At 50.8% G+C, this 19,625-nt stretch carries 20 protein-coding genes; 12 read left to right on the forward strand and 8 right to left on the reverse strand.

What is annotated here, in order from left to right; genetic code table 11:
* The first annotated feature begins 79 nt into the window (after nucleotides 1-79).
* Together AC5JLP_RS16970 and AC5JLP_RS16975 are read left to right on the forward strand one after the other, a co-directional pair.
* Nucleotides 80-304: a hypothetical protein gene (locus AC5JLP_RS16970; protein ID WP_496069112.1), complete on the forward strand. Its 225-nt coding sequence runs from the start codon at nucleotides 80-82 to the stop codon at nucleotides 302-304.
* Between the two features lie 18 nt (nucleotides 305-322).
* On the forward strand, nucleotides 323-532 hold the full coding sequence (locus tag AC5JLP_RS16975) for an STAS-like domain-containing protein (protein WP_496069113.1): 210 nt from the start codon (nucleotides 323-325) through the stop codon (nucleotides 530-532).
* A 190-nt stretch (nucleotides 533-722) separates the two neighbouring features.
* On the opposite strand, the gene AC5JLP_RS16980 is transcribed toward AC5JLP_RS16975, so the two are convergent.
* The 3 genes from AC5JLP_RS16980 to AC5JLP_RS16990 form a co-directional block, all read right to left on the reverse strand.
* Nucleotides 723-1,949 carry a cytochrome P450 family protein gene (locus tag AC5JLP_RS16980; RefSeq protein ID WP_496069114.1) on the reverse strand — a complete coding sequence of 409 codons (1,227 nt, stop codon included), beginning with the start codon at nucleotides 1,947-1,949 and terminating at the stop codon, nucleotides 723-725.
* A gap of 120 nt (nucleotides 1,950-2,069) precedes the next feature.
* Nucleotides 2,070-2,651 (reverse strand): TetR/AcrR family transcriptional regulator, encoded by a 582-nt coding sequence (locus AC5JLP_RS16985; protein ID WP_496069115.1) that lies wholly within the window; start codon nucleotides 2,649-2,651, stop codon nucleotides 2,070-2,072.
* 265 nt (nucleotides 2,652-2,916) lie between these two features.
* The gene (locus AC5JLP_RS16990) at nucleotides 2,917-3,705 is read right to left on the reverse strand and encodes an OB-fold protein (protein ID WP_496069116.1); all 789 of its coding nucleotides are present in this window, start codon (nucleotides 3,703-3,705) and stop codon (nucleotides 2,917-2,919) included.
* Between the two features lie 238 nt (nucleotides 3,706-3,943).
* On the opposite strand from AC5JLP_RS16990, the gene AC5JLP_RS16995 reads away from it, so the two are divergent.
* From AC5JLP_RS16995 to map, 6 genes are all read left to right on the forward strand, one after another.
* On the forward strand, nucleotides 3,944-4,606 hold the full coding sequence (locus tag AC5JLP_RS16995) for a hypothetical protein (protein WP_496069117.1): 663 nt from the start codon (nucleotides 3,944-3,946) through the stop codon (nucleotides 4,604-4,606).
* A gap of 526 nt (nucleotides 4,607-5,132) precedes the next feature.
* Nucleotides 5,133-5,831: a Crp/Fnr family transcriptional regulator gene (locus tag AC5JLP_RS17000; protein WP_496069118.1), complete on the forward strand. Its 699-nt coding sequence runs from the start codon at nucleotides 5,133-5,135 to the stop codon at nucleotides 5,829-5,831.
* 43 nt (nucleotides 5,832-5,874) lie between these two features.
* Nucleotides 5,875-6,276 (forward strand): response regulator, encoded by a 402-nt coding sequence (locus AC5JLP_RS17005; RefSeq protein ID WP_496069119.1) that lies wholly within the window; start codon nucleotides 5,875-5,877, stop codon nucleotides 6,274-6,276.
* A gap of 293 nt (nucleotides 6,277-6,569) precedes the next feature.
* Nucleotides 6,570-7,151: a hypothetical protein gene (locus AC5JLP_RS17010; protein WP_496069120.1), complete on the forward strand. Its 582-nt coding sequence runs from the start codon at nucleotides 6,570-6,572 to the stop codon at nucleotides 7,149-7,151.
* Nucleotides 7,152-7,183: 32 nt separating this feature from the next.
* Nucleotides 7,184-7,771 carry a pseudouridine synthase gene (locus tag AC5JLP_RS17015; protein WP_496069121.1) on the forward strand — a complete coding sequence of 196 codons (588 nt, stop codon included), beginning with the start codon at nucleotides 7,184-7,186 and terminating at the stop codon, nucleotides 7,769-7,771.
* 11 nt (nucleotides 7,772-7,782) lie between these two features.
* Entirely contained in the window at nucleotides 7,783-8,568 is a 786-nt protein-coding gene (gene map, locus AC5JLP_RS17020) for a type I methionyl aminopeptidase (protein WP_496069122.1), read from the forward strand.
* An 81-nt stretch (nucleotides 8,569-8,649) separates the two neighbouring features.
* Here the strand turns inward: map and AC5JLP_RS17025 are convergent, their stop codons facing one another.
* Nucleotides 8,650-8,796 (reverse strand): hypothetical protein, encoded by a 147-nt coding sequence (locus AC5JLP_RS17025; RefSeq protein ID WP_496069123.1) that lies wholly within the window; start codon nucleotides 8,794-8,796, stop codon nucleotides 8,650-8,652.
* A 69-nt stretch (nucleotides 8,797-8,865) separates the two neighbouring features.
* Between AC5JLP_RS17025 and AC5JLP_RS17030 the strand changes: the two genes are divergently transcribed.
* Both AC5JLP_RS17030 and AC5JLP_RS17035 read left to right on the forward strand, forming a co-directional pair.
* Complete coding sequence (locus AC5JLP_RS17030) at nucleotides 8,866-9,714, forward strand: Rpn family recombination-promoting nuclease/putative transposase (RefSeq protein WP_496069124.1); 849 nt, start codon at nucleotides 8,866-8,868, stop codon at nucleotides 9,712-9,714.
* A 133-nt stretch (nucleotides 9,715-9,847) separates the two neighbouring features.
* A complete protein-coding gene (locus AC5JLP_RS17035) occupies nucleotides 9,848-10,486 on the forward strand; it encodes an HD domain-containing protein (RefSeq protein WP_496069125.1) in 639 nt (212 codons plus the stop codon).
* On the opposite strand, the gene AC5JLP_RS17040 is transcribed toward AC5JLP_RS17035, so the two are convergent.
* From AC5JLP_RS17040 to AC5JLP_RS17050, 3 genes are all read right to left on the reverse strand, one after another.
* Nucleotides 10,427-10,993, reverse strand: a complete 567-nt coding sequence (locus tag AC5JLP_RS17040) for a DUF2808 domain-containing protein (protein WP_496069126.1) — start codon at nucleotides 10,991-10,993, stop codon at nucleotides 10,427-10,429. The genes AC5JLP_RS17035 and AC5JLP_RS17040 overlap by 60 nt on opposite strands.
* 86 nt (nucleotides 10,994-11,079) lie before the next feature.
* On the reverse strand, nucleotides 11,080-11,658 hold the full coding sequence (locus AC5JLP_RS17045) for a DUF2808 domain-containing protein (RefSeq protein ID WP_496069127.1): 579 nt from the start codon (nucleotides 11,656-11,658) through the stop codon (nucleotides 11,080-11,082).
* A gap of 161 nt (nucleotides 11,659-11,819) precedes the next feature.
* Entirely contained in the window at nucleotides 11,820-13,004 is a 1,185-nt protein-coding gene (locus AC5JLP_RS17050) for an NAD(P)H-quinone oxidoreductase subunit H (protein ID WP_496069128.1), read from the reverse strand.
* A 252-nt stretch (nucleotides 13,005-13,256) separates the two neighbouring features.
* Here AC5JLP_RS17050 and rsmH point away from each other — a divergent pair, with 252 nt between their 5' ends.
* Nucleotides 13,257-14,183: a 16S rRNA (cytosine(1402)-N(4))-methyltransferase RsmH gene (gene rsmH, locus AC5JLP_RS17055; protein ID WP_496069129.1), complete on the forward strand. Its 927-nt coding sequence runs from the start codon at nucleotides 13,257-13,259 to the stop codon at nucleotides 14,181-14,183.
* A 389-nt stretch (nucleotides 14,184-14,572) separates the two neighbouring features.
* Complete coding sequence (locus tag AC5JLP_RS17060; protein ID WP_496069130.1) at nucleotides 14,573-15,235, forward strand: class I SAM-dependent methyltransferase; 663 nt, start codon at nucleotides 14,573-14,575, stop codon at nucleotides 15,233-15,235.
* A gap of 189 nt (nucleotides 15,236-15,424) precedes the next feature.
* Here AC5JLP_RS17060 and AC5JLP_RS17065 read toward each other — a convergent pair whose 3' ends face one another.
* The gene (locus tag AC5JLP_RS17065) at nucleotides 15,425-19,609 is read right to left on the reverse strand and encodes a CHAT domain-containing protein (RefSeq protein WP_496069131.1); all 4,185 of its coding nucleotides are present in this window, start codon (nucleotides 19,607-19,609) and stop codon (nucleotides 15,425-15,427) included.
* Nucleotides 19,610-19,625 lie beyond the last annotated feature (16 nt).

Here is a 19,625-nt window from a genome sequence, read left to right on the forward strand (position 1 = left end):
AGTGCTTGAACTAGCGAAGGGTAAGCTTACAACTGATCCAGATCGTCATAGTGGTCAGGGTATCTTTTTTACATCGCGTATGTTCGACGAATTTGTCATCCGCTCTGGAAATGTCTACTTCTCGCACGAGTTCAATGATTCAGAAGACTGGATTGTAGAAGAAAATCGGTTTCAAACTGGAACACTGGTTTGCATGAAGCTCAACAACAATACATCGAGAACTTCTAAACAAGTTTTCGATCAGTTTTCCTCAGATGATGACTATGCTTCTACGAAGACAGTGGTGCCAGTTCGTCTTGCTTAATATGGCGATGAGCGCTTAGTGTCACGTTCTCAAGCAAAACGGCTACTTGCTGGAGTTGATAACTTCAAAGTAGTTGTCTTTGACTTTTTGGGTATAGAAGCGATCGGTCAAGCATTTGCAGATGAAGTTTTTCGCGTTTTCAAAAAGCAACACCCAGAGATGGAACTGACGAGTCTAAATGCTAGTAAAGAGGTTTCACAGATGATTCGTAGGGCACAGAGCCTTTGATACCGACCAGACCGCCATGCCGCTATACCTGTGAAATCTTCAGCAACGATTTTGATGTAATGACACAGTAGAAGCCCGTCTTGCAAATTTGTAGGTACATAGAGCGATGAACTTTTAACGATCGTCCCCTTTGACGTAACATTTGCATCAGTAGTATCTCTATCTTTTCCCCATTTAGTGTTTGGTCAAGTCAGAACTTGACGGGAAGGGCTTTTACGCCACGGGTAATCAGGCTCGAATGCCAGCGCAACTGTTCAGGCGGAACGGCGAGTCGGAGCTTGGGCAACTGCTCAAAAAGTACCTGAAACGCAATGCTGGCTTCCAGTCGTGCGAGGGGCGCACCCAGGCAGTAGTGTATACCTGAGCCAAAACCAACGTGCTGATTGTTGGGTCGATCGAGCATAAGGGTTTCTGGATCTTCAAATTTTGATTCGTCGTAATTCGCTGATCCCAATGCCGCCAGCACCATCTCGCCTTTGGGAATCTGAGTACCCGCGATCGTCAGATCTTCACGGGCATAGCGAGAGGTGGCAAACAAGACAGGAGGGCTGTAGCGCATCAGTTCTTCGATCGCAGCTTTCATCAGGGTGGGGTCAGCGCGAAGGCGATCGCGGTCTGCTGGGTGCGTCAGCAAGGCCAACACTCCGTTCCCAATTAAGTTGACGGTTGTTTCGTGACCCGCGCTGAGCAAAATCCCCACCATCCCAATGAGTTCGTCTTCGGCTAATTGCGAGCCTTCAGCTTCGGCTTGCAGCAGGGCGCTCGTTAAATCATCCTGTGGGTTAAGGCGGTGTTCGTGGAACAATCGGCGCAGAAACCGCACGAGTTGGTACAAGTTGGGGATTGCCAGCACACCGTCAAGGGGTTTAGTCACGCTCACCGCAACATTTGACCAACGGTGAAAAGCGGCCCGATCGCGTTCAGCCACGCCAAACATTTCGCTGATCACAACCATTGGGATGGGCAAGGCAAAGTCATTGATCAAATCCATCTCGCCGTTCGCTTGAACGTGACCAATCAGTTCATGAGCCAGGAGGTGAATGCGGGCTTGCATCTTTGCGATTAGTCGTGGCATAAACGCTTGATGCACTAAAGACCGCAGACGTGTGTGGTCGGGTGGGTCAGTCTCCAGCATGTTGTGCTGGAGGGGTCTGATGAATCCCGGTAGCCACACCTCTCGGTGCTTTTTGGTTGGATCTCGAACATTACGGCGATCTTTGACGAGGCGATCGTCTGTGAGCGCAGCCATTACATCGTCATAGCGAGTAACAATCCAGGCACGTTCCCCAAACGCTCGAACGGGCACAACAGGCCGGGATGCTCGCCAGCGTTTGAAGGTTGGAAACGGATTGGCTCTGAAACTAGGTGCTGTAATATCTACCGGGTCGAGGTGGATGCTCGGATGTGTTGCCGTCATGGTGCTTAGTCCTTCGTCTTGATGAGCAGAGGGTCAGTGAGCGCTTGAAAGCGTTTATGGAAAAGGTGAATTTATAAGTAATTGATTAGTTATTTTTGAATCGAAAAAAGCTTGCGAGGTCTATTCGTTGGGGTCGAGTCCGCGCCAGAGGAGATTGACAAAATCCTCCAGAAAACGGCTTGTATCAAGGTGAACTGCCGTGCTTTGCAGGGTTTGGCTCATCACAAATCCCACAACCGTATGGAATAACGTGAGCGCTGGAATAGTTGGATCGCCCCGTGCAATGCGTCCAAGTGCCATCTCACGCGCGAGGTAGGCAGTCAGCGCGGCAAAATCAGACTCAACATCAGGCGGCATGACGATTTCACCGGGTTGTCGCACCGACCAGGCCAGCATCATGCGTGGCAGCATTACTTCTGTGTAAGCCGCAGTCTGCAAGGCGATTTTGAGTAGATCTGATCGCGGATCACCCTGTCCAATGTCAGCTTCGAGTGCGTTTGTCCAAAGACGATCGCGGCTCGTGTCTGACATTGACGCAAAGAACAGCGCTTCTTTAGTGGGGAAGTGCTTAAAAATACTGGCACTGGAAATACCCGCACGCTTTGCCACATCTACCGTTGTCGCGTTGAAGCCTTGTTCTAAAAAGACGGCGCGAGCGGCCTCCAGAATCTGAGCCTGGGTAATGGTTGGAGTTCTAGCCATGAACAAATAGTAACTGATGAGTTATTTATTCGTCAAGGCGATGACATTCAGGTTATACCGATTTAAAGAATGATGACTACAGATCCATTGCTGGGTAGGGTCAAGGCAATGCCTTGACCCTACAGGGTGTGCCGCATTTTCAATTTAATTTGGTATTATCTGCATCAGCAGCACGTTCTGTTGACTGGGCTTGACCAATATCAACTTGTCCAGTTGTATTAAACCGCCACTAAAGCTGGAATTGATCAGCGAAAAATCTCAAAACTTAGCGCCCAATGCAGTCTTGTAGTTGAATGGTATTCACGTTGCGGTCAAACCTTTGAAACCGCCCCACTAAAGTTGCACGCTGATTGGTCTGCAACGCGGCGACTGCAGCATCCTGGTTTTTAGCCATCGTACACAAAACCGTCGTTCGATTCGTCTTGTCTGTGGAGACCTTACTTGGTGCGGTTTGGCTGCTGTCAAACGATACTGTATAAGAGCCAGCACTCTCTGCAATGTCGAGCACTTTGCCGTTTACCCGAAACGTTTTGCCAGTAAAATTCAAGCGCAGACGGGCAGGGTTGTCTGCCGATTCTTTGACTTGTTTCGCGAGAGTTGCGGCATCGACTTCAATCGCCGTAGCATCATCCTTCACTGGCACAGCCGACACTGTATCGTCTTTGGGCAGCAATTGGTTAAGCGCACTACATAGGTGATCTCTAACGGTCTCTCGACGAGCGCCCACCCCACTCGGAAGGGTAAAGACCATTTCGACGTTGAGCAGAGTGCCGTCCACAGTGGCATAGACATCGATCGGCAAGGCACGCTGAAAGGCTGTAGCGGGATTTTCGGCTTTCATCACGCCCATGCTGGTATCAGTGCTGATCGTCTTGATGCCATCGCGGGCCAGAATGGGACGCAACTGGGAAAACGTTTTCTCGACAGTGCCTCCCTCAATCTGAACTCGTGCAGCAAAGGCGCTGCCGTTGAAAAAATCACCTTTTTTCTGAAAGCTTTCTTCGCATGTAGCGGACAGAGCAGGACTGGCTATACCCACAAGTACTAGAGTCAAAATAATGGATCGCATATTTGCTACGTCAGGAGAATGAACGGGTCATCTAGCCCAGCATGAACCAGCAAACTGTGGACGGCAAGAGATTTCAGGATGGACTTGATTGAAACTTTAAATTGCTCTAGCGACAAAGAGCTCTCGCGATCGCACTCCAGATCTTGAGCAATCTGCCTTGGGGAGGTGTATTTGACCCGACTCAGCTTTAACAATCAAGCGTAGGCAATGGGGATCGCCTGTTATGGCACGATCGCTGACACTCTGGTTGATTTGGCTTGGTTTCATTCTTTATGTGCTGTTTTTGGCTCCGCCCTTACAGCCTGATACGTTTCAACCCCTGCAAGCGCTATTAACAGGACACCTTCCGTCGATTAATCCAGTGATTCTGTCGCTGTTTAGCCTGGTGGGTATTTGGCTCTTGATCTACAGTTGCCTCATTTTTGCCGATGGCAGAATGCAGTCCTTATCGGCGTGGATGTTTATGCTGGCCTCGATCGTCACTGGCGTGATTGCGCTCATTCCCTACCTGGCGTTGCGTCAGCCCAATCAATCCTTTGCGGGTGAAAAAGATCCCTGGCTGGCTGTACTAGATTCGCAAAAGACTGGCATCGTTTTAACGATCAGCACGATGCTGCTGCTGCTTTTTGCCCTTGTGTGTGGCGATTGGGCTGCTTTTGCGCAGGAGTTTGTGACCAATCGGTTTGTGTATGGCATGAGTCTTGCCTTTTGTCTGTTCTGTGTGCTGTTCCCCTACCCCACGCTGTTACAAGATGATATGGCGCGACGTGGGTTGGCAAACGATTCTCGCCTCTTTCAAGTGGCTGTATGGGTTCCCTTGCTAGGGCCTCTCGCCTACTTGTGTCTGCGTCCTTCGCTGCTGGCCTTTCGGTTTGGTAATGCTTAAGCGCACCGTTGCTTTGAAGCGTTAGTGGGTGTAACGGAGCGTTTCTACTGTTCGGAACTGAACGGATCTTTGCTTTCGCAACTATTACTGTGGATCATTAAGTAGGACTTACGCATTTGGCCCCCAAACTCCTAATTCTGGGTATTGGCTTGGTTCCCCTTTCTTGAATGACTAAAGCAGGGTGGTTTCATACAAGGAAATCAAATGAGCAACGGATGGCAAACCGCTGAAATGGATGGGTTATACCGATTTAAAGAATGACGGCTACAGATCAATCGGTGGGTAGGGGCAAGGCATTGCCTTGCCCCTACAGGATGTGTCGCATTTTCAATTCAAATTGGTATTAGGTGGCTTTTTGTTTGGGTTATCTGTTTCATCCGCTCCACAATCTGTTGCCAACCTTTTTTCTTCTGATACATGAAACCACCCTGCTTTCTTGAATGACTAAAGGGCTATGAATTGGGAGCTAGAGGGCGAAAGATGACCGCTTTTGCGTAAGTCCTACCACCCTGTTTTTGAGGCTTCTATGACCGCTGAAAATCAAATACTGGCCGCGCTCCCGGCGGATGTACACGATCGATTGACGCCTCACCTTGATCAAGTCACTTTATCTCAAGGTACGATCATTCACCATCCTGGCGAACCCTTGACCCAAGTCTATTTCCCGCTTAACTGTCTCCTCTCAATCACGCTTGCCATGCAAGATGGGATGACAGCAGAGGTTGGGATGGTCGGCAGTCGGGAAGTGTTAGGTCTTAATGCTGTGATGGGCATACGTGAAAGCACACAGACGACCTACATCGCCCAAGTTGGAGGCGACGCGATGAAAATTGAGGCTCAGATCTTGCGTCAAGAGTTCGAGCGTCATGCTGAACTATATGAGTTGCTCTTACGCTATACGCAGGCATTTTTGGCGCAGGTTTCGCAAACGGCGGCTTGCAACGCACTTCATACGCTCGATCAACGCCTGCCGCGCTGGTTGCTTGAAACGCAAACGCGCATTCAGTCCAATTACCTGCCTCTAACGCAGGAGTTTATTGCTGAGATGCTGGGCGTGCGGCGATCGGGGGTGACGCAGGCGGCGCAACGGCTGCAAGAGCGCAAACTGATTCAATATCGGCGGGGTAAGGTTCAAATCTTCAACCAGACGGCGCTAGAAGCCTCTGCTTGTGAATGCTTTAAAGCCACTCAAGCGGAGTATGCGCGCCTGTTGAGGGAATCATAATAAGTCAAACGCAGCTTGCCTTTTGTCCTTCCTCTTACGAACAATGAACCAGCGACACACTCTATCACCTCGCCTTTTTGTCGTTGAACCCGATAACGATGTCCGGCCCAGTTTGAAGACTAATCTGCAAAATTGGGGGTATGACGTCATTATGGCGCTGGACGAAGCCGATGCGATACAGCGATCGCAGGGAGTCCATCAACAGTTTGGCCTCATCCTACTCAATCAATACAAGCAACCAATTGAGGCGACGCTGGCGATCGGGCAAAGAATTCGTGAAAACACAAAACCTGCTCGTGATGTACCGATTCTCATCCTGGCGGAGCAGTACGGGGACGATCTGGAAGGACAAAACGTCCCGATCGGCGACCATGAGTATGTGTTGTATCTAGAAGATGCAGAACAGTTGAAGGTCATGCTCCAGCGTTTATGTCCGGTGGCTTGAAGCATTGGTGTGACCTTGCTGGCAGACCGTCAGCCGCGCGCTTTCGGATCATCTAACAGATTGTTAGCTTTAGTGAATGGGGCAATGGGTGGCTGAGTGCCTGTACTGAACGACTCGTTGACGCCTCCACCCATCCATGCGCTGCTCAACAGGGCGATGGCACTTTACCTCTTGCCTTGATAAAATCCTGAAGGCGTTTGGCTGTGAATGTCTAAAAGCCCTGGTGCTGTCATGGCTCTAGCCTCAAGCAACGTTGGAAAAGTGCTTTAGTGCGACACGCGATCGAAAAGCTCATGTTTAAACGCTTTAGTTTTTTAATGTCAGGCATTTCGGCTGTCCTCATGACCATGCCTGCTGGCGCGATCGCCCCCGGCGCAGACAAAATCGGTGCCTGTGGTAGCTTTACGGCGAGTAAATATCGCGTTTCGGGTAATCAACTCATTGTCAAAATCAGCCAACGTACGGCCTATGGTTATTTGCTGGACTGGAGCGTTAAGCCGTATGGTGCGGCGGGCTACTGCTTTGTGACTAACGCCAACCAAACGACGCAATGGGTGGTGCGACGCGGCCCCCGTCCCGAAACCATTGCGCTTGGCCCCAATGAAAAACTCTTCTCAAATCTCCCCGGTTACGGCGACGTTGTTGTGAACCGAGGGCAGAGCGCGACTGGCGACAAGCAATATTTTTTGGTGCGCCCTATCAGCACAGCGAGAAGCCTGACCTGGTATGCCCGATGTGGCAACAATCGCGATCAGGTTTACGATGCCAGCGGTCAATACGTCGGCTACGATGCCCGCATGAGCGTCATGTTTCCCTACGTTTGCGAGTTTAGTCCTCTCAAGCCCAACCCGCCGCTTCGCCCTCAGCCAAAATAGACGAACCCTTCGTTGATATTGCTTCTAAGCCTGTGCCCTACCGCTACCTGCTGTTCTATAAACCCTATGATGTGCTGTGCCAGTTTACGGATGACGGCTCAAATGGGGTGCGGCGCACGCTCAAAGACTACGTTCCGGTGACGGGCGTGTATCCAGTGGGGCGGCTCGATCGTGACAGTGAAGGACTGCTCCTGCTGACCAATCACGGCTCCTTGCAGCATCGCTTGAGTGACCCCAAGTTTCAGCATCCGCGTACTTATTGGGTGCAGGTCGAGCGAGTGCCCGATGCGGCGGCGCTGCAACAGCTACGGCAGGGGGTAATCATTCAGGGCACTAAAACACGTCCAGCGACGGTCACGCTATTGGCAGAAGAACCAGCGTTGCCGCCACGCGATCCGCCCATTCGGTTTCGTAAAACGGTGCCGACAGCATGGTTAGAACTAACGCTGACAGAAGGGCGTAATCGACAGGTGCGTCGGATGACAGCTACAGTCAATTTTCCCACGTTGCGACTGGTGCGGACGGCGATCGGGCACCTTCAACTCACCGGACTCGCCCCCGGTCAATGGCGCGATCTAACTCCCGCAGAACTCCGCCCGTTGCAAGCCCTTTGTCAGTAGAATAGTGGTCTATGGAACGCGAAGTCATTACTCTCCTGTCCCCAAGGGAAATCGACAAAATGCGTCAGGCGGGACACCTGGCAGCAGAACTGTTGCATCACCTTTCTTCCCTGGTGCAGCCCGGTGTGAGCACCCTCGCACTCAACGACGAAGCCGAACGATGGACTCAAGCGCATGGGGCGAAGAGTGCCCCGTTGGGCTATAAAGGGTTCCCCAAATCCATTTGCACCAGTGTGAATGAGGTGGTTTGTCACGGCATTCCAAACGCTAAGCAAATTCTGAAAGATGGCGACATCATCAACATTGATGTCACGGTCATTTTGGACGGCTATCACGGCGATACGTCCAGGATGTTTTTTGTTGGCGAGCCGTCTTCGATCGCCCGTAAACTCGTCGAAGTCACCGATGAATGCCGTCGTCGAGGCATTGCTGCGGTGAAGCCCGGTGCCAAGATTGGCGACATTGGTGCAGCCATTCAGGAGTATGCAGAATCGCAAGGGTTCTCAGTGGTGCAAGATTTTGTGGGACACGGCATCAGCAAAATCTTTCATACTGCGCCTCAAATTCCCCACTACGGCAAAGCCGGTACGGGCAAAAAACTGCGCTCAGGCATGGTGTTCACCATCGAGCCGATGATCAACGAAGGCACCTGGGAAGTGAAAGTCCTCGCCGATAAGTGGACGGCAGTGACGCGCGATCGCAAACTTTCTGCTCAGTGCGAACACACGATCGCCGTTACCGATACAGGCGTCGAAATTCTCACCCCCTATCCTGGCGAGGATACGCTCAACACGTAAGGCTATCTTGGCAATGAGTGCCCCCCATCTATATGAGCCTGTTACATGAGCCTGTGCAATCACTGCCTACCTGAATCAGTTTTATGCCATTGAGCGATCAATCGTCCCCTTCAGAAAACGAATCGCCGCATCGACCAGGCGAATCAACTCGTCGAGAACGCGCATTAATTCGTTGAATCGGTAAATTGCTTCATCAAGTAAGCGAATCAATCCATCAGTAGAACGCATTGACCTGTTGATCGATCGAATTGCCCCATCAAGATGAAGGAATGGTAAAGGCTATGTCACAATGACACGATGTTCGACAACATCTGCAAATTTTTGGTGGAAGCCTTTCCCACCGATTTCGCCACCTGGCTGCTTGGAGAACCCATCACGCTCACGGAGCTAAGTCCATCGGAACTCTCGTTAGAGCCAATCCGCGCTGATGCTTTGATCTTGCTGCAAGCCGAGACAGTGGTGTTGCATCTAGAGTTCCAAACACAGCCCAAGCCAGACATTCCCTTTCGCATGGTTGATTACCGCTTGCGGGTCTATCGCCGCTTTCCTCACAAACGGATGCGACAGGTGGTGCTTTACTTACAGCCAACGACTTCCGATCGAGCACGGCAAACGACATTTGAGCTGGAAAGCACTCGTCACGAGTTTACAGTCATCCGTTTGTGGGAACAACCGACTCATGCGTTCCTCCAGTCTCCTGGCTTGTTACCCTTTGCTGTCTTAAGTCAAACAGCCGATCGCCTTGGCACGCTTCAGCAAGTCGCGCAAAAAATTGATCAGATTGCGGATGCCCGCACCCAGAGCAATGTGGCAGCCTCAACGTTCATTCTAGCTGGGCTACTATTGGAGCAGGCAGCGATTCAACAAGTCTTGCGGAGGGATGTGATGCAAGAGTCAGTCACCTATCAAGCTATCAAAGCTGAAGGACGACAAGAAGGACGACAAGAAGGGCGACAAGAAGGACGACAAGAAGGAGAACGATCGCTCGTCCTCCGCTTGCTGACGCGCCAAGTTGGAGATGTTCCAGCGACACTTCGCTCACGCATCGAAACTCTGTCGTTGGAGCAGCTAGAGACTCTAGGTGAAGCGCTCTTGTCGTTCAACGTGATCGCGGATTTGGAGCGGTGGTTTGACGACTTGGAGTAGCGCGGCCACCACACCCTTCCATCGTCTTTTCCACCAGATCAATCACGCCTATGTTCGCTATTCAGCAGTTTTATAGGCAACACCAGCCGTCTTACTCATTGTCGCTATTGGGCAGTCCTTAAAGGAGATTTGCATGCCGTCCGCTCGACTCGCACAGCAGATTCAGTTTGTGATTGAAGTTGATAAGCTCAAGCAAGTGCTGCGACAAACCTTACTCACGAATGGCTCCCGTCGCGAAAATAGCGCTGAGCATTCCTGGCACATTGCGCTGATGGCGATCGTCCTGGCCGAATATGCACCAGCCTCGATCGATGTCCTGCATGTGATCAAACTGCTGCTGCTGCACGATCTGGTGGAAATCGATGCAGGCGACACATTTTGCTACGACGAGCAGGGCAACCAGAGCAAAGCCGATCGCGAAACTCAGGCCGCCGATCGCCTCTTTGGTTTGTTGCCACCCGATCAGGCTGTAGCTTTTCGTGCCTTGTGGGATGAGTTTGAAGCCCAGGAAACGCCTGCTGCCCAATTTGCAGCCGCGCTCGATCGCCTTCAGCCCCTCCTCAACAACCAGCAAACGGGCGGACATACCTGGAAACTGCACCAGGTCACCAGCGATAAAGTGCTTCAGCGGATGGCTCCCATTCAGGTTGGCGCGCCAGCATTGTGGACCGTTGTGCAACAGGTCATTGATGACTGCATCGCAGCGGGTCATCTAAAAGAACCCACGACGGAAGAAACTGGGGTCGGTAATTTGGATGCGGCCATACCCTAAGAATTGACCGTAGGGCTGTTCTCCTGTGGGATAGGCTGTCACGCCATACAGGTATACGCCACCCACATCTGGGTTGCGAACAGCGTAGAGCCCAATTCTGACTACACTGCCCGGTGCTACAGGTTCGTTAAACGTGACCATGATCTCACGGGTTTTCGGATCTTGAATGACCTCCCTGAGTGGTACTCTCACTTCACGATCGCCTGTTTTCGCCCCCACTTCTGTTTGGCTGACATCAAACCGGGCACGATCGGGGCCATCTTCTGGCGCAATCATGACCTTTTGCAACGACTCACCAGCGTTCTTTGGTATCGATAGCGTGAAATAGTAAGTCGATCCCCAGAAATATGCCGTTTTCTGTGTTGCCGTTGCCCCTTCAAACCGGGGTGGCTGCACGAAGTAAGTTCTGCCGTCTGCTAACTGCACAGCCTGCGCTGGTAAGCCAAGACACAAACCACTTGCCGATAGCGCTAGCACGGCACTTACGCACCATTTGCTGATGTTCATGTTGCCTTTTTCCTCGATACTCGGTGGTAATGTTCAAAGCGAAGCCCTGATCTCAACACCTGCACCCCCTTTAGAGACATTCAGCTTTAGCGGCGAAAGGAAGAGTTTTGGCCGTTATCGTAAATCTGGATACGGCCATAGCCTAAGAACTGCCCATAGGCTTGCTCTCCAGGTGGAAAGGCGGTGACACCATACAGGTAGGTACCGCCTATATCTGGATTACGGTCAGCGCGCAGCCCAATGGTCAGTGTCTTACCAGCCGCCACCGCAGGATCAAACATGACGGTAATCGCCTGTGTTTTTGCATCTTGAGTGACCGTCTGTAGCGGTATCTTGGTCCCTTCTCGTTCGGCAGTGCCTTCAAATGCTTCGGTCTGGTTGACATCAAAGTACACGCGATCGGGTGCTTCTTGGGGGGAGATGACCACTTTTTGCAGCGGTTCTCCCGCCGTTGCAGGCAGTGTCAGCGTGAAATAGTACGTTGATCCTAAAAAGCGAGCGGTTTTTTGCGTGGCGATCGCGCCGTCTAAACGGGGTGGCTGCACAAAAGCGGTCGTGCCATTGGCTAATTTCACCGCTTGCGCTGAAACACCCACAAACCCAACTGCCCCCAGAGAAAGTGCGATTACCGCTGCCAAGCGCGATCGCCAGTTCATAGCTTGCATCCGATTGCGTACACCTCTGTTCTAGCAGGTTCAGCCGCAAATTGCTGTCATGCTTTGGATGAAGGCGATCGTGGTTGGCGATCGTGTTCAGCAGCACTAAAAGAAGTAGGGACATAGCACTGCCATGTCCCTACCTGCCGTGTCCCTAACGGGATTATCGGTTAACGATCAACTGATCCCATCACCACGTCAACGCTGCCCAGAATGGCAAAAATATCAGCAACCTTGTTGCCTCTCACCAAACTGGGAAGCACCTGGAGGTTATTGAAATCACCCGGACGGATTTTCCAGCGCCAGGGGAAAACATTATCGTTCCCAACGATGAAGATCCCCATTTCGCCACGACCCGCTTCCAGTCGGACGTAATGTTCGCCTTTGGGAATCTTGAACGTAGGTGCAATCTTTTTGCCAATGTACTGGTAGTCAAACTCGTTCCATTCTGACTTCGGTCCCGACTCGATGCGCTTAGCCTCCAGATTCTCGAAAGGCCCGCCCGGTAGCCCCGCGATCGCCTGCTGAATGATCTTGATCGACTCGCGCATTTCTGCCATCCGTACCACGTAGCGTGCGAGGCAGTCACCCTCCGTTGCCCAGGCAACCTTCCAGTCAAAGTCGTCGTAACATTCGTAGTGATCCACTTTACGTAAATCCCACTGCACGCCAGAAGCCCGGAGCATCGGCCCAGAACAACCCCAGTTAATCGCTTCTTCGCGGCTCAGCACGCCAACCCCTTCCAGCCGACGCCGAAAGATGGGGTTGTTGGTAATCAGCCGCTCGTACTCATCCACGACTGGCATCATATACGTGCAGAAGTCGGAGCACTTATCAATCCAGCCGTAGGGCACATCCGCCGCCACGCCACCAATACGGAAATAGTTGTGATTGACCATCCGGTAGCCCGTCGCCGCTTCGTACAGGTCGAGAATCATCTCGCGATCGCGCAGGGTGTAAAAGAATGGCGTTTGGGCACCGAGGTCAGCCACAAAAGGGCCAAGCCACAACAAATGGTTGACCAAGCGTCCCAGTTCCAGCATGATGACGCGAATGTAGCTAGCGCGTTTGGGTACGGGGACGTTGGCTAATTTTTCGACTGCATTGACGGTAATAGCCTCATTAAACATCCCGCCATAGTAGTCCCACCGACTGGTGTAAGGGACGTACATGATGTTGGTACGGTTTTCAGCAATCTTCTCCATGCCTCGATGCAGGTAGCCCAACACAGGCTCACAGTCGATCACATTTTCACCATCCAGCGTCACAACCAGGCGAAAACAGCCGTGCGTCGAGGGATGGTGAGGACCCATGTTGATCACCATAGGTTCTGTCTTCGTCTCGATCATTGTCATAGCTGGACAATCTCCCGTGTGAGCAGTTGGTTCGTTTTTAGTTGCTGGCTGTTAGCGAAGAGCATATCTAACACCTAACCACTAAAAACCAAGAACTTATGCGTGTTCTCTTAGATTATACGGACTGTTCGCCCAGAGAAGGTGTCTAAGCTGACGACAACGCATCAAGCTTTGAGCGGAAAACGATAGAGTAGGGTCGAACGCTCTTGTCTTTCCTGACTCTTGACTCCTGATTCCTCACCTACCCCTTGCATGGCATCTCTACAAGATTCACCCCACGAGGCGACTGATTTACCTGATCCGTCGCTAGCTGCCGCTTTTGTGCATATTCCCGTCCTGAGTCGTGAGGTGCTAGACGGGTTGGGTGTGCGATCGGGCGGGCATTACCTGGATGCAACGGTGGGTGGAGGTGGACACAGCGCGTTGATTCTGGCAGCGGCTCCAGAGGTACAGGTGACGGCGATCGATCAAGATGAGCAAGCGATCGCAGCCGCCCAGACCAAATTGTCAGCCTTTAACGGGCGCGTTCAGTTTCAACACACCAATTTTGCGCATTTTCAGCCAGGAGAGCAGCAGTTCGATGGCATCTTGGCAGATTTAGGCGTGAGTTCTGCGCAGTTTGACATTCCCGATCGCGGCTTCAGTTTTCGCCACACGGCCCCGTTGGATATGCGGATGAATCAGCAGCAAGACCTGACTGCTGCCGCGATAATTAACCACTGGGATGAAGCGAAGCTGGCAGACATCTTCTACACCTACGGTGAAGAACGGCTTTCACGCCGCATTGCCCACCGCATTGTCGAACGCCGACCGTTTGAAACGACGACAGAACTGGCAGAGGCGATCGCCTACTCGGTGCCCAAAGCCTATCGCTACGGGCGCATTCATCCCGCCACCCGTGTTTTTCAGGCGTTGAGAATTGCCGTCAACCAAGAATTAAGCGTGTTGGAAACCTTCATCGATCGCGCCCCTCACTGGCTCAAACCGGGTGGCAAACTCGCTATCATCAGCTTCCACAGCCTCGAAGACCGCATTGTCAAACATCGCTTCCGTGAGTCGGAGCGACTAAACGTGCTGACTAAAAAGCCCATTCTGCCGCAGGAGGATGAAGTGGCGGAAAATGTGAGAGCGCGATCGGCTAAGTTGAGGATTGCAGAAAAGGTGAGGGGGGAGGCGTAAGGGGAGAGGAGTCAGGAGTCAGGAGTGAAGTGCAGAATAGGAGGTTTTCAGCCTAAATTTTGACTTTCCGAGTTCACGCCTCGACACTCCGGCCTCAAAGCTCGACGTTCCGAGTTCCAAGCTCCATCGTTCGAGTTCCAAGCTCGACGTTCCGAGTTCCAAGCTCCATCGTTCGAGTTCCAAGCTCGACGTTTCGAGTTCTAAGCTTGGTACACCAGCCTCCAAGCCCCACCTTTCCCCCTCCAAGCTCGACACTTCGAGTTCAGCACTTCACCTTCCGAGTTCAAACCTCGACCTTCCGATCTCCAGGCTCGATACACCAAGTTCAAAGCTTGCCCACTCAAACTCCAAGCCCTTGCCTTTTATCCTTTACCTTCTCTCCTCTCCCCATGTCCAGCCAATCAATCAACCTCGACGATCGACTTTACAATTACTTCCATTCGGTTTCCTTGCGGGAACCGGAGATTCTCACCCAGCTACGGCAAGAAACTGCCCAGCATTCTATGAGCCGCATGCAGATTTCGCCAGAGCAAGGACAGTTCATGGCGCTGCTGGTGCAACTGATGGGCGCGAAGAAAACGCTGGAAGTTGGCGTGTTTACTGGCTACAGTTCTCTGGTAGTGGCGCTGGCCTTGCCAACTGATGGCAAAGTGGTGGCCTGTGATGTGAGCGAAGAGTATACGGCGATCGCCCGCCGCTACTGGCAGCAAGCTGGAGTTGCCGACAAAATTGACCTCCACATTGCCCCCGCGCTAGAAACGTTGGATGCATTGCTGGCAGCAGAACAGGCAGGCACGTTTGATTTTGCGTTTATTGATGCGGATAAGGGTAATTACGAGGGTTATTACGAGCGATCGCTGCAACTGGTGCGATCGGGCGGACTGGTGGCGATCGATAATGTGCTCTGGTATGGGCAAGTCGCTGATCCCACAGTGCAAGACAACAGCACAAACAGCATTCGTGCCTTTAACCAGAAGTTGCATCAAGATGAACGAGTGAGCCTCAGCATGGTGCCGATCGGCGATGGATTGACGTTAGCCAGGAAGCATTGAAGTGCAGAGAGTCATCCGTAGACTTGAAACGTCACTGAAGGTATTCTGAGCGTCGCTGTTGAGATTCATAGTGCGATCGGTTGAACGACGCTGGCTGATCGAACCCTCGGAGTGTTGAGCGATCGGCCAGCCAATGCCAAATCCCTGGTTTAAAACTTCAAGGTTCGCGAAAGCCCAGCCTCAGTTGCACTATTCCCATTCGCCATAGAGGTTAAACGCAGCCCAATTATAGGGCGTTTGCCAGCGCTCATCTTGCCATAGGGACAGTTGGGCTGATCGAAGCGCTTGAGCGGGAGAAAGCTTGTTTTTGTACATGTTTCGGTAGAACAAGGTCATCAACTTTTCAGTTGCCTCGTCATTGACGCTCCATAAGCTGACAACCACTCGCTCTGCTCCAGCCGCCATTAAGCCACCTGTTAGCCCAGTCAAGCCTTCCCGAATCAGGTCTCCACTTAGCCCTGTACGACATCCACTCAACACAACCAGATCGGCTGCGGACAAATCCATCTTGAGAGTAGCGGCGGGTGTGATCGAGCCTTGCTGTAGTTCGCCATTTTTACGAATGGCTGATAGCACAATGCCCGATTGTTCTGGAGCTTTGATGTTAAAGAATCCATGTGTGGCAAAGTGGATGCGGCGATACTGTTTTAACGTGTCACTAATCGCGGTTTCATAATTGGCATCAAAGCCCAAGAACTGCGATCGCTGCTCTGGAGCCACAAACTGAGAAATTTGCTCCACTTCTTGTTTCGTCCCAGGCAATGCATTGTAAATCGGCTCCCCTGGTTGGGACAGAATCGTGTGAGTCTGGCGTTTGGATCGTGCCAGAGCCGTTTGATTGACCCGTTTATCTTCGTAGTTGAATACTGGGTCAGCAAAGACTGCCAGTTCTTTCGTTGGCGCTGGACGGCTGCTTTTATTCTGGCGAAGTTCGACCATTGCTGAGGCAGAGAGCAAGTTAACAACCTCATGATTGACTAGCAGGGGTTGCATAGAAGGAGCAAACTCACCCTTGAGTGCATCAGGGTTGGAGTCAGATGTTGCAGCAGGATCAGGCAACGTGCTGAAGGGAATGTATTGCAGAATGCCATCACCCACAACAAGCAACCGTTTCTGTCCCAGTTGGTCAGCGATCTGCCCCAAAATCATGGCGCTGAGTTCTTTCCCGACTTTGGCAGTGGTTTGAGGACGAACCCTGCCTGTTGGAGCCGTGAGCAGATCGTAAAATTCTCGTCCTTTAGCTTCAATGGTTGCGCGTCCACGCAAAGAGTAGGTCTTGAGGGAATCTTTAGACACTACCCATACATAGCTTTCCTTGTCTCCCAAAAAATATTCCAGGAGCAGAGTCTTGTCATCCAGAAGTGCCTGAATTTCGGGCAAATGGGCTGGACGAGTCCGCCCTGGCTGACGATTTGAGTTGGTCGGCTTGCCGTTGGGTGGGTTCTCAGACGTTTGATTGGCTGGAACCGTATCACTGGCTCGGAACACATCAGTTGTCACAGTACGGGCACGCTCACTTGCCTCAAAAGCTCCAGTGTCGTCGGGCTGCTGTTGTTTGAGCAGCAAGTTGATGTAGAACTCAAAATAGTTCTGCTTGCAGGCGAAGTACGTTGAGATGGTACTGCACGGATTAGCCGGATCGGGTTTGTCTGAAGTGGCTGTGTAGGGATCTAAGGTTGCACTGGAGAGAACAAAGCTAGCCGCGATCGAACCCCTATTACCTCCTCCCTCAGCCTTCAGCCCATATCCGTATTTCATTTCGGCAGAGGCGAATCCAGGTCCATAGCTTTTTCCAGTCAGAGTAGTAGGAGGCCGTTCGCTATTGGCGATCGCTGTCTCAATCCCAGCCTTTGCTTTAGCAGCACTACCAAGCAGCAGTTCCGCTTTAGCAATCCCATAATTGGCTTCAGCACTTCCTAGCGTACTTCTAGAGGTAGGAGGGAGTTTTAGGAATTGATCGTAGGATGCACGAGCGTTTTCAGGTTCGTTGAGGGCTTCATAGGTTTTACCAACGGCTAGCAGTCTGGAAGCGCTTTGGGCAGATTGGAAGAACGGCAACAGCGAAGCAAAGTCTGATGATACAGAAACACTGACACTTGGAGTGGCAGAATTTTTGCTAGGAGTTGTCTGAGCGGCTGGATTTTGCCTGGAGCCAGATGCTTCTGCGGCTTGACGGTAGGCTACTAGTGCCTCTCGGTAGCGACGTAATCTAAAATAAGCGGCTCCTTGCTGGTCGAACATGAGCGACTTGATCCAGGGAACGCTAGAGTTTAGCCAGTCGGGCTGCTTACCTGAACCGTTTTGAGAAGCATCTAACAGCTTCAGGACTTGATCTGAAATGAGCAACGATTGTTCATCATTATCTAACTTACCCAAACTACTTAAAAGTAATGAAACGTAAGGTCGAACCGCAGGGATTAGTGATTGCAAGCTTTTATCGTCTGTCTCACTCATTAATGCGCTCAATGATTCGCCAAGTCGTTGTGCCTGGGCCGCTACTTCTTGATCATTCTTCTTTTCTTCAAGCAAGAAACTTATGAAGTCTAAAGCCAGCTTAATAGACTGAGTAACTTTATCGGTGTCCTTTTCATTAATCGAGTGCTTCCAGATATCCAATAACGCTTGAGTTTTCTTTTGCGCTTGTTCCGTATAAATTCTTCCTTCTACCGGATCGCCGACGCTGGAGTAAAGAAGATTGTACGGCAGTAAGATGAGAATTTCAGAGAGACGAGAGAACGTTTGGTTAATTTCATTTTCAAATTTTTCATAAAACGTTTTGTATTGCTCATGAAGTAACTGAGAAAGTTCCTCGTTCAATTTGGTGAGAGAATTTGTCAGGGCAGGATAGGCGTTATCGAGAACATAAAACGCTTGCTGATAGCTACCGATCGCTGCATAGGTAGTAGCTAGATCAAAAAGTAAAGCGGGCTTTTGCAAATAACTAACCAATCGATACGGCCCTAGCTCCTCCTTGTCGGTCAGGAAATAATACTTCTTGGGAAGTGAGCCAAACAGAACGAATGATTCAGAGGTTTCCTTAAGTGAAGACTGAATTTGAAATGCTCGCTGGTATGCATCTAATGCCTTATCAGGTTCTCCTAGCTGACGATAAACTTCTCCTAAACTAATATAAATAATGAGTTCCATCAAACGAGCATTAAAGCCTTGAAAGATTTCTAATGCCTGATGGTAGGAATCTTTTGCCTGCCGATAGTTCTTGTTTTCTTTGTAGATATGGGCAATATTTTCCAAAGTGAACGCTTCATCTGCTTTAGAATGATTACTTCTTGCCAACTCAAGCACTTTTTTGTACTGATTAACCGCGCTAATGCTATTATCCTGACCTTGCAAATCGAGCGCTGCGGCGGCTGCCCGTTGTAAGGCAGTGTATTCATTAATCATTTTAAGGACAATCACCACCTTGCGCGGGTCTTGTCCCGGTTCTAAAGCAAGCCTCACGTCTTCAACTAGATTAAGACCAAGTATTCGTTTAATCTCAGCTTCAACTTTTGTACGATCGAAAACTTCTCCTACTTTAACGGTGGACTTAGCTAAAATTTCTTTGACAGACGTTCTTCCTCGCGCTGGAAACTCTCTAGCATCTTTTCGATCGCTATCTTTCTTCAAAAATTGAATCTGTATGCGCTCAATGATGCCTTCAGCTACAGCGAGTGTGACAATGCCATCTGGAGTTACTTTTGGTGCATCTATAACTTGCGACAAGACATAACCCTTATCCTGATACCACTTATTAACTTTCTTGATCCCCACCTGCAACTGCACCAGGTTTAGTACGCTGCCATACTGCTTGCTAAATGCCTCTGCAACCACAGCCTCTGGTAAAACGGTTGTTCCTTCTACCTGCACCTTTTGAAAGATTGGATTGAGTTCGACTTCAAACGTCACTCGGACTCCTAACGGAGTATCCTCTGGAATTGCTTTGACGTTACTAAAGTAACCTGTAGCAAAAATGGCATTGATGTCTTCCTGGAGTCGCGCCTTGTTTATTTTGTTTCCTGGTTTGGTTTGAGTGACTCGATAGACTTCATCGATAAACTTGACTGGTAGTTTCTCCTTGCCACTGCGAACCACAACCTCTGCAATGAGAACCCGAGGTTCGGGCTTGTTTCCATTGAAAGGCTTCAGTTGGGGTTGAGGTGAGCGGGAGCGATCTTGTGCCACTACTCCAACGATCGGGGTCACCAACGTCAAAAAGCTCGTCAGGACTGCGAGAAAACAGCAGAACAGTCTGAAGCTCCAACGTTGCCAAACCAAAAGCCGCCTGCGTCGCTCTACCATTGCTGCTGCTCCACACCAGAACATCGCAGTGATTTTTCCAGAACCAGTAAAAATCACTACGTAAGGTTCTAACACCTTAATTGATGGTTAG

The organism is Stenomitos rutilans (assembly GCF_059505485.1).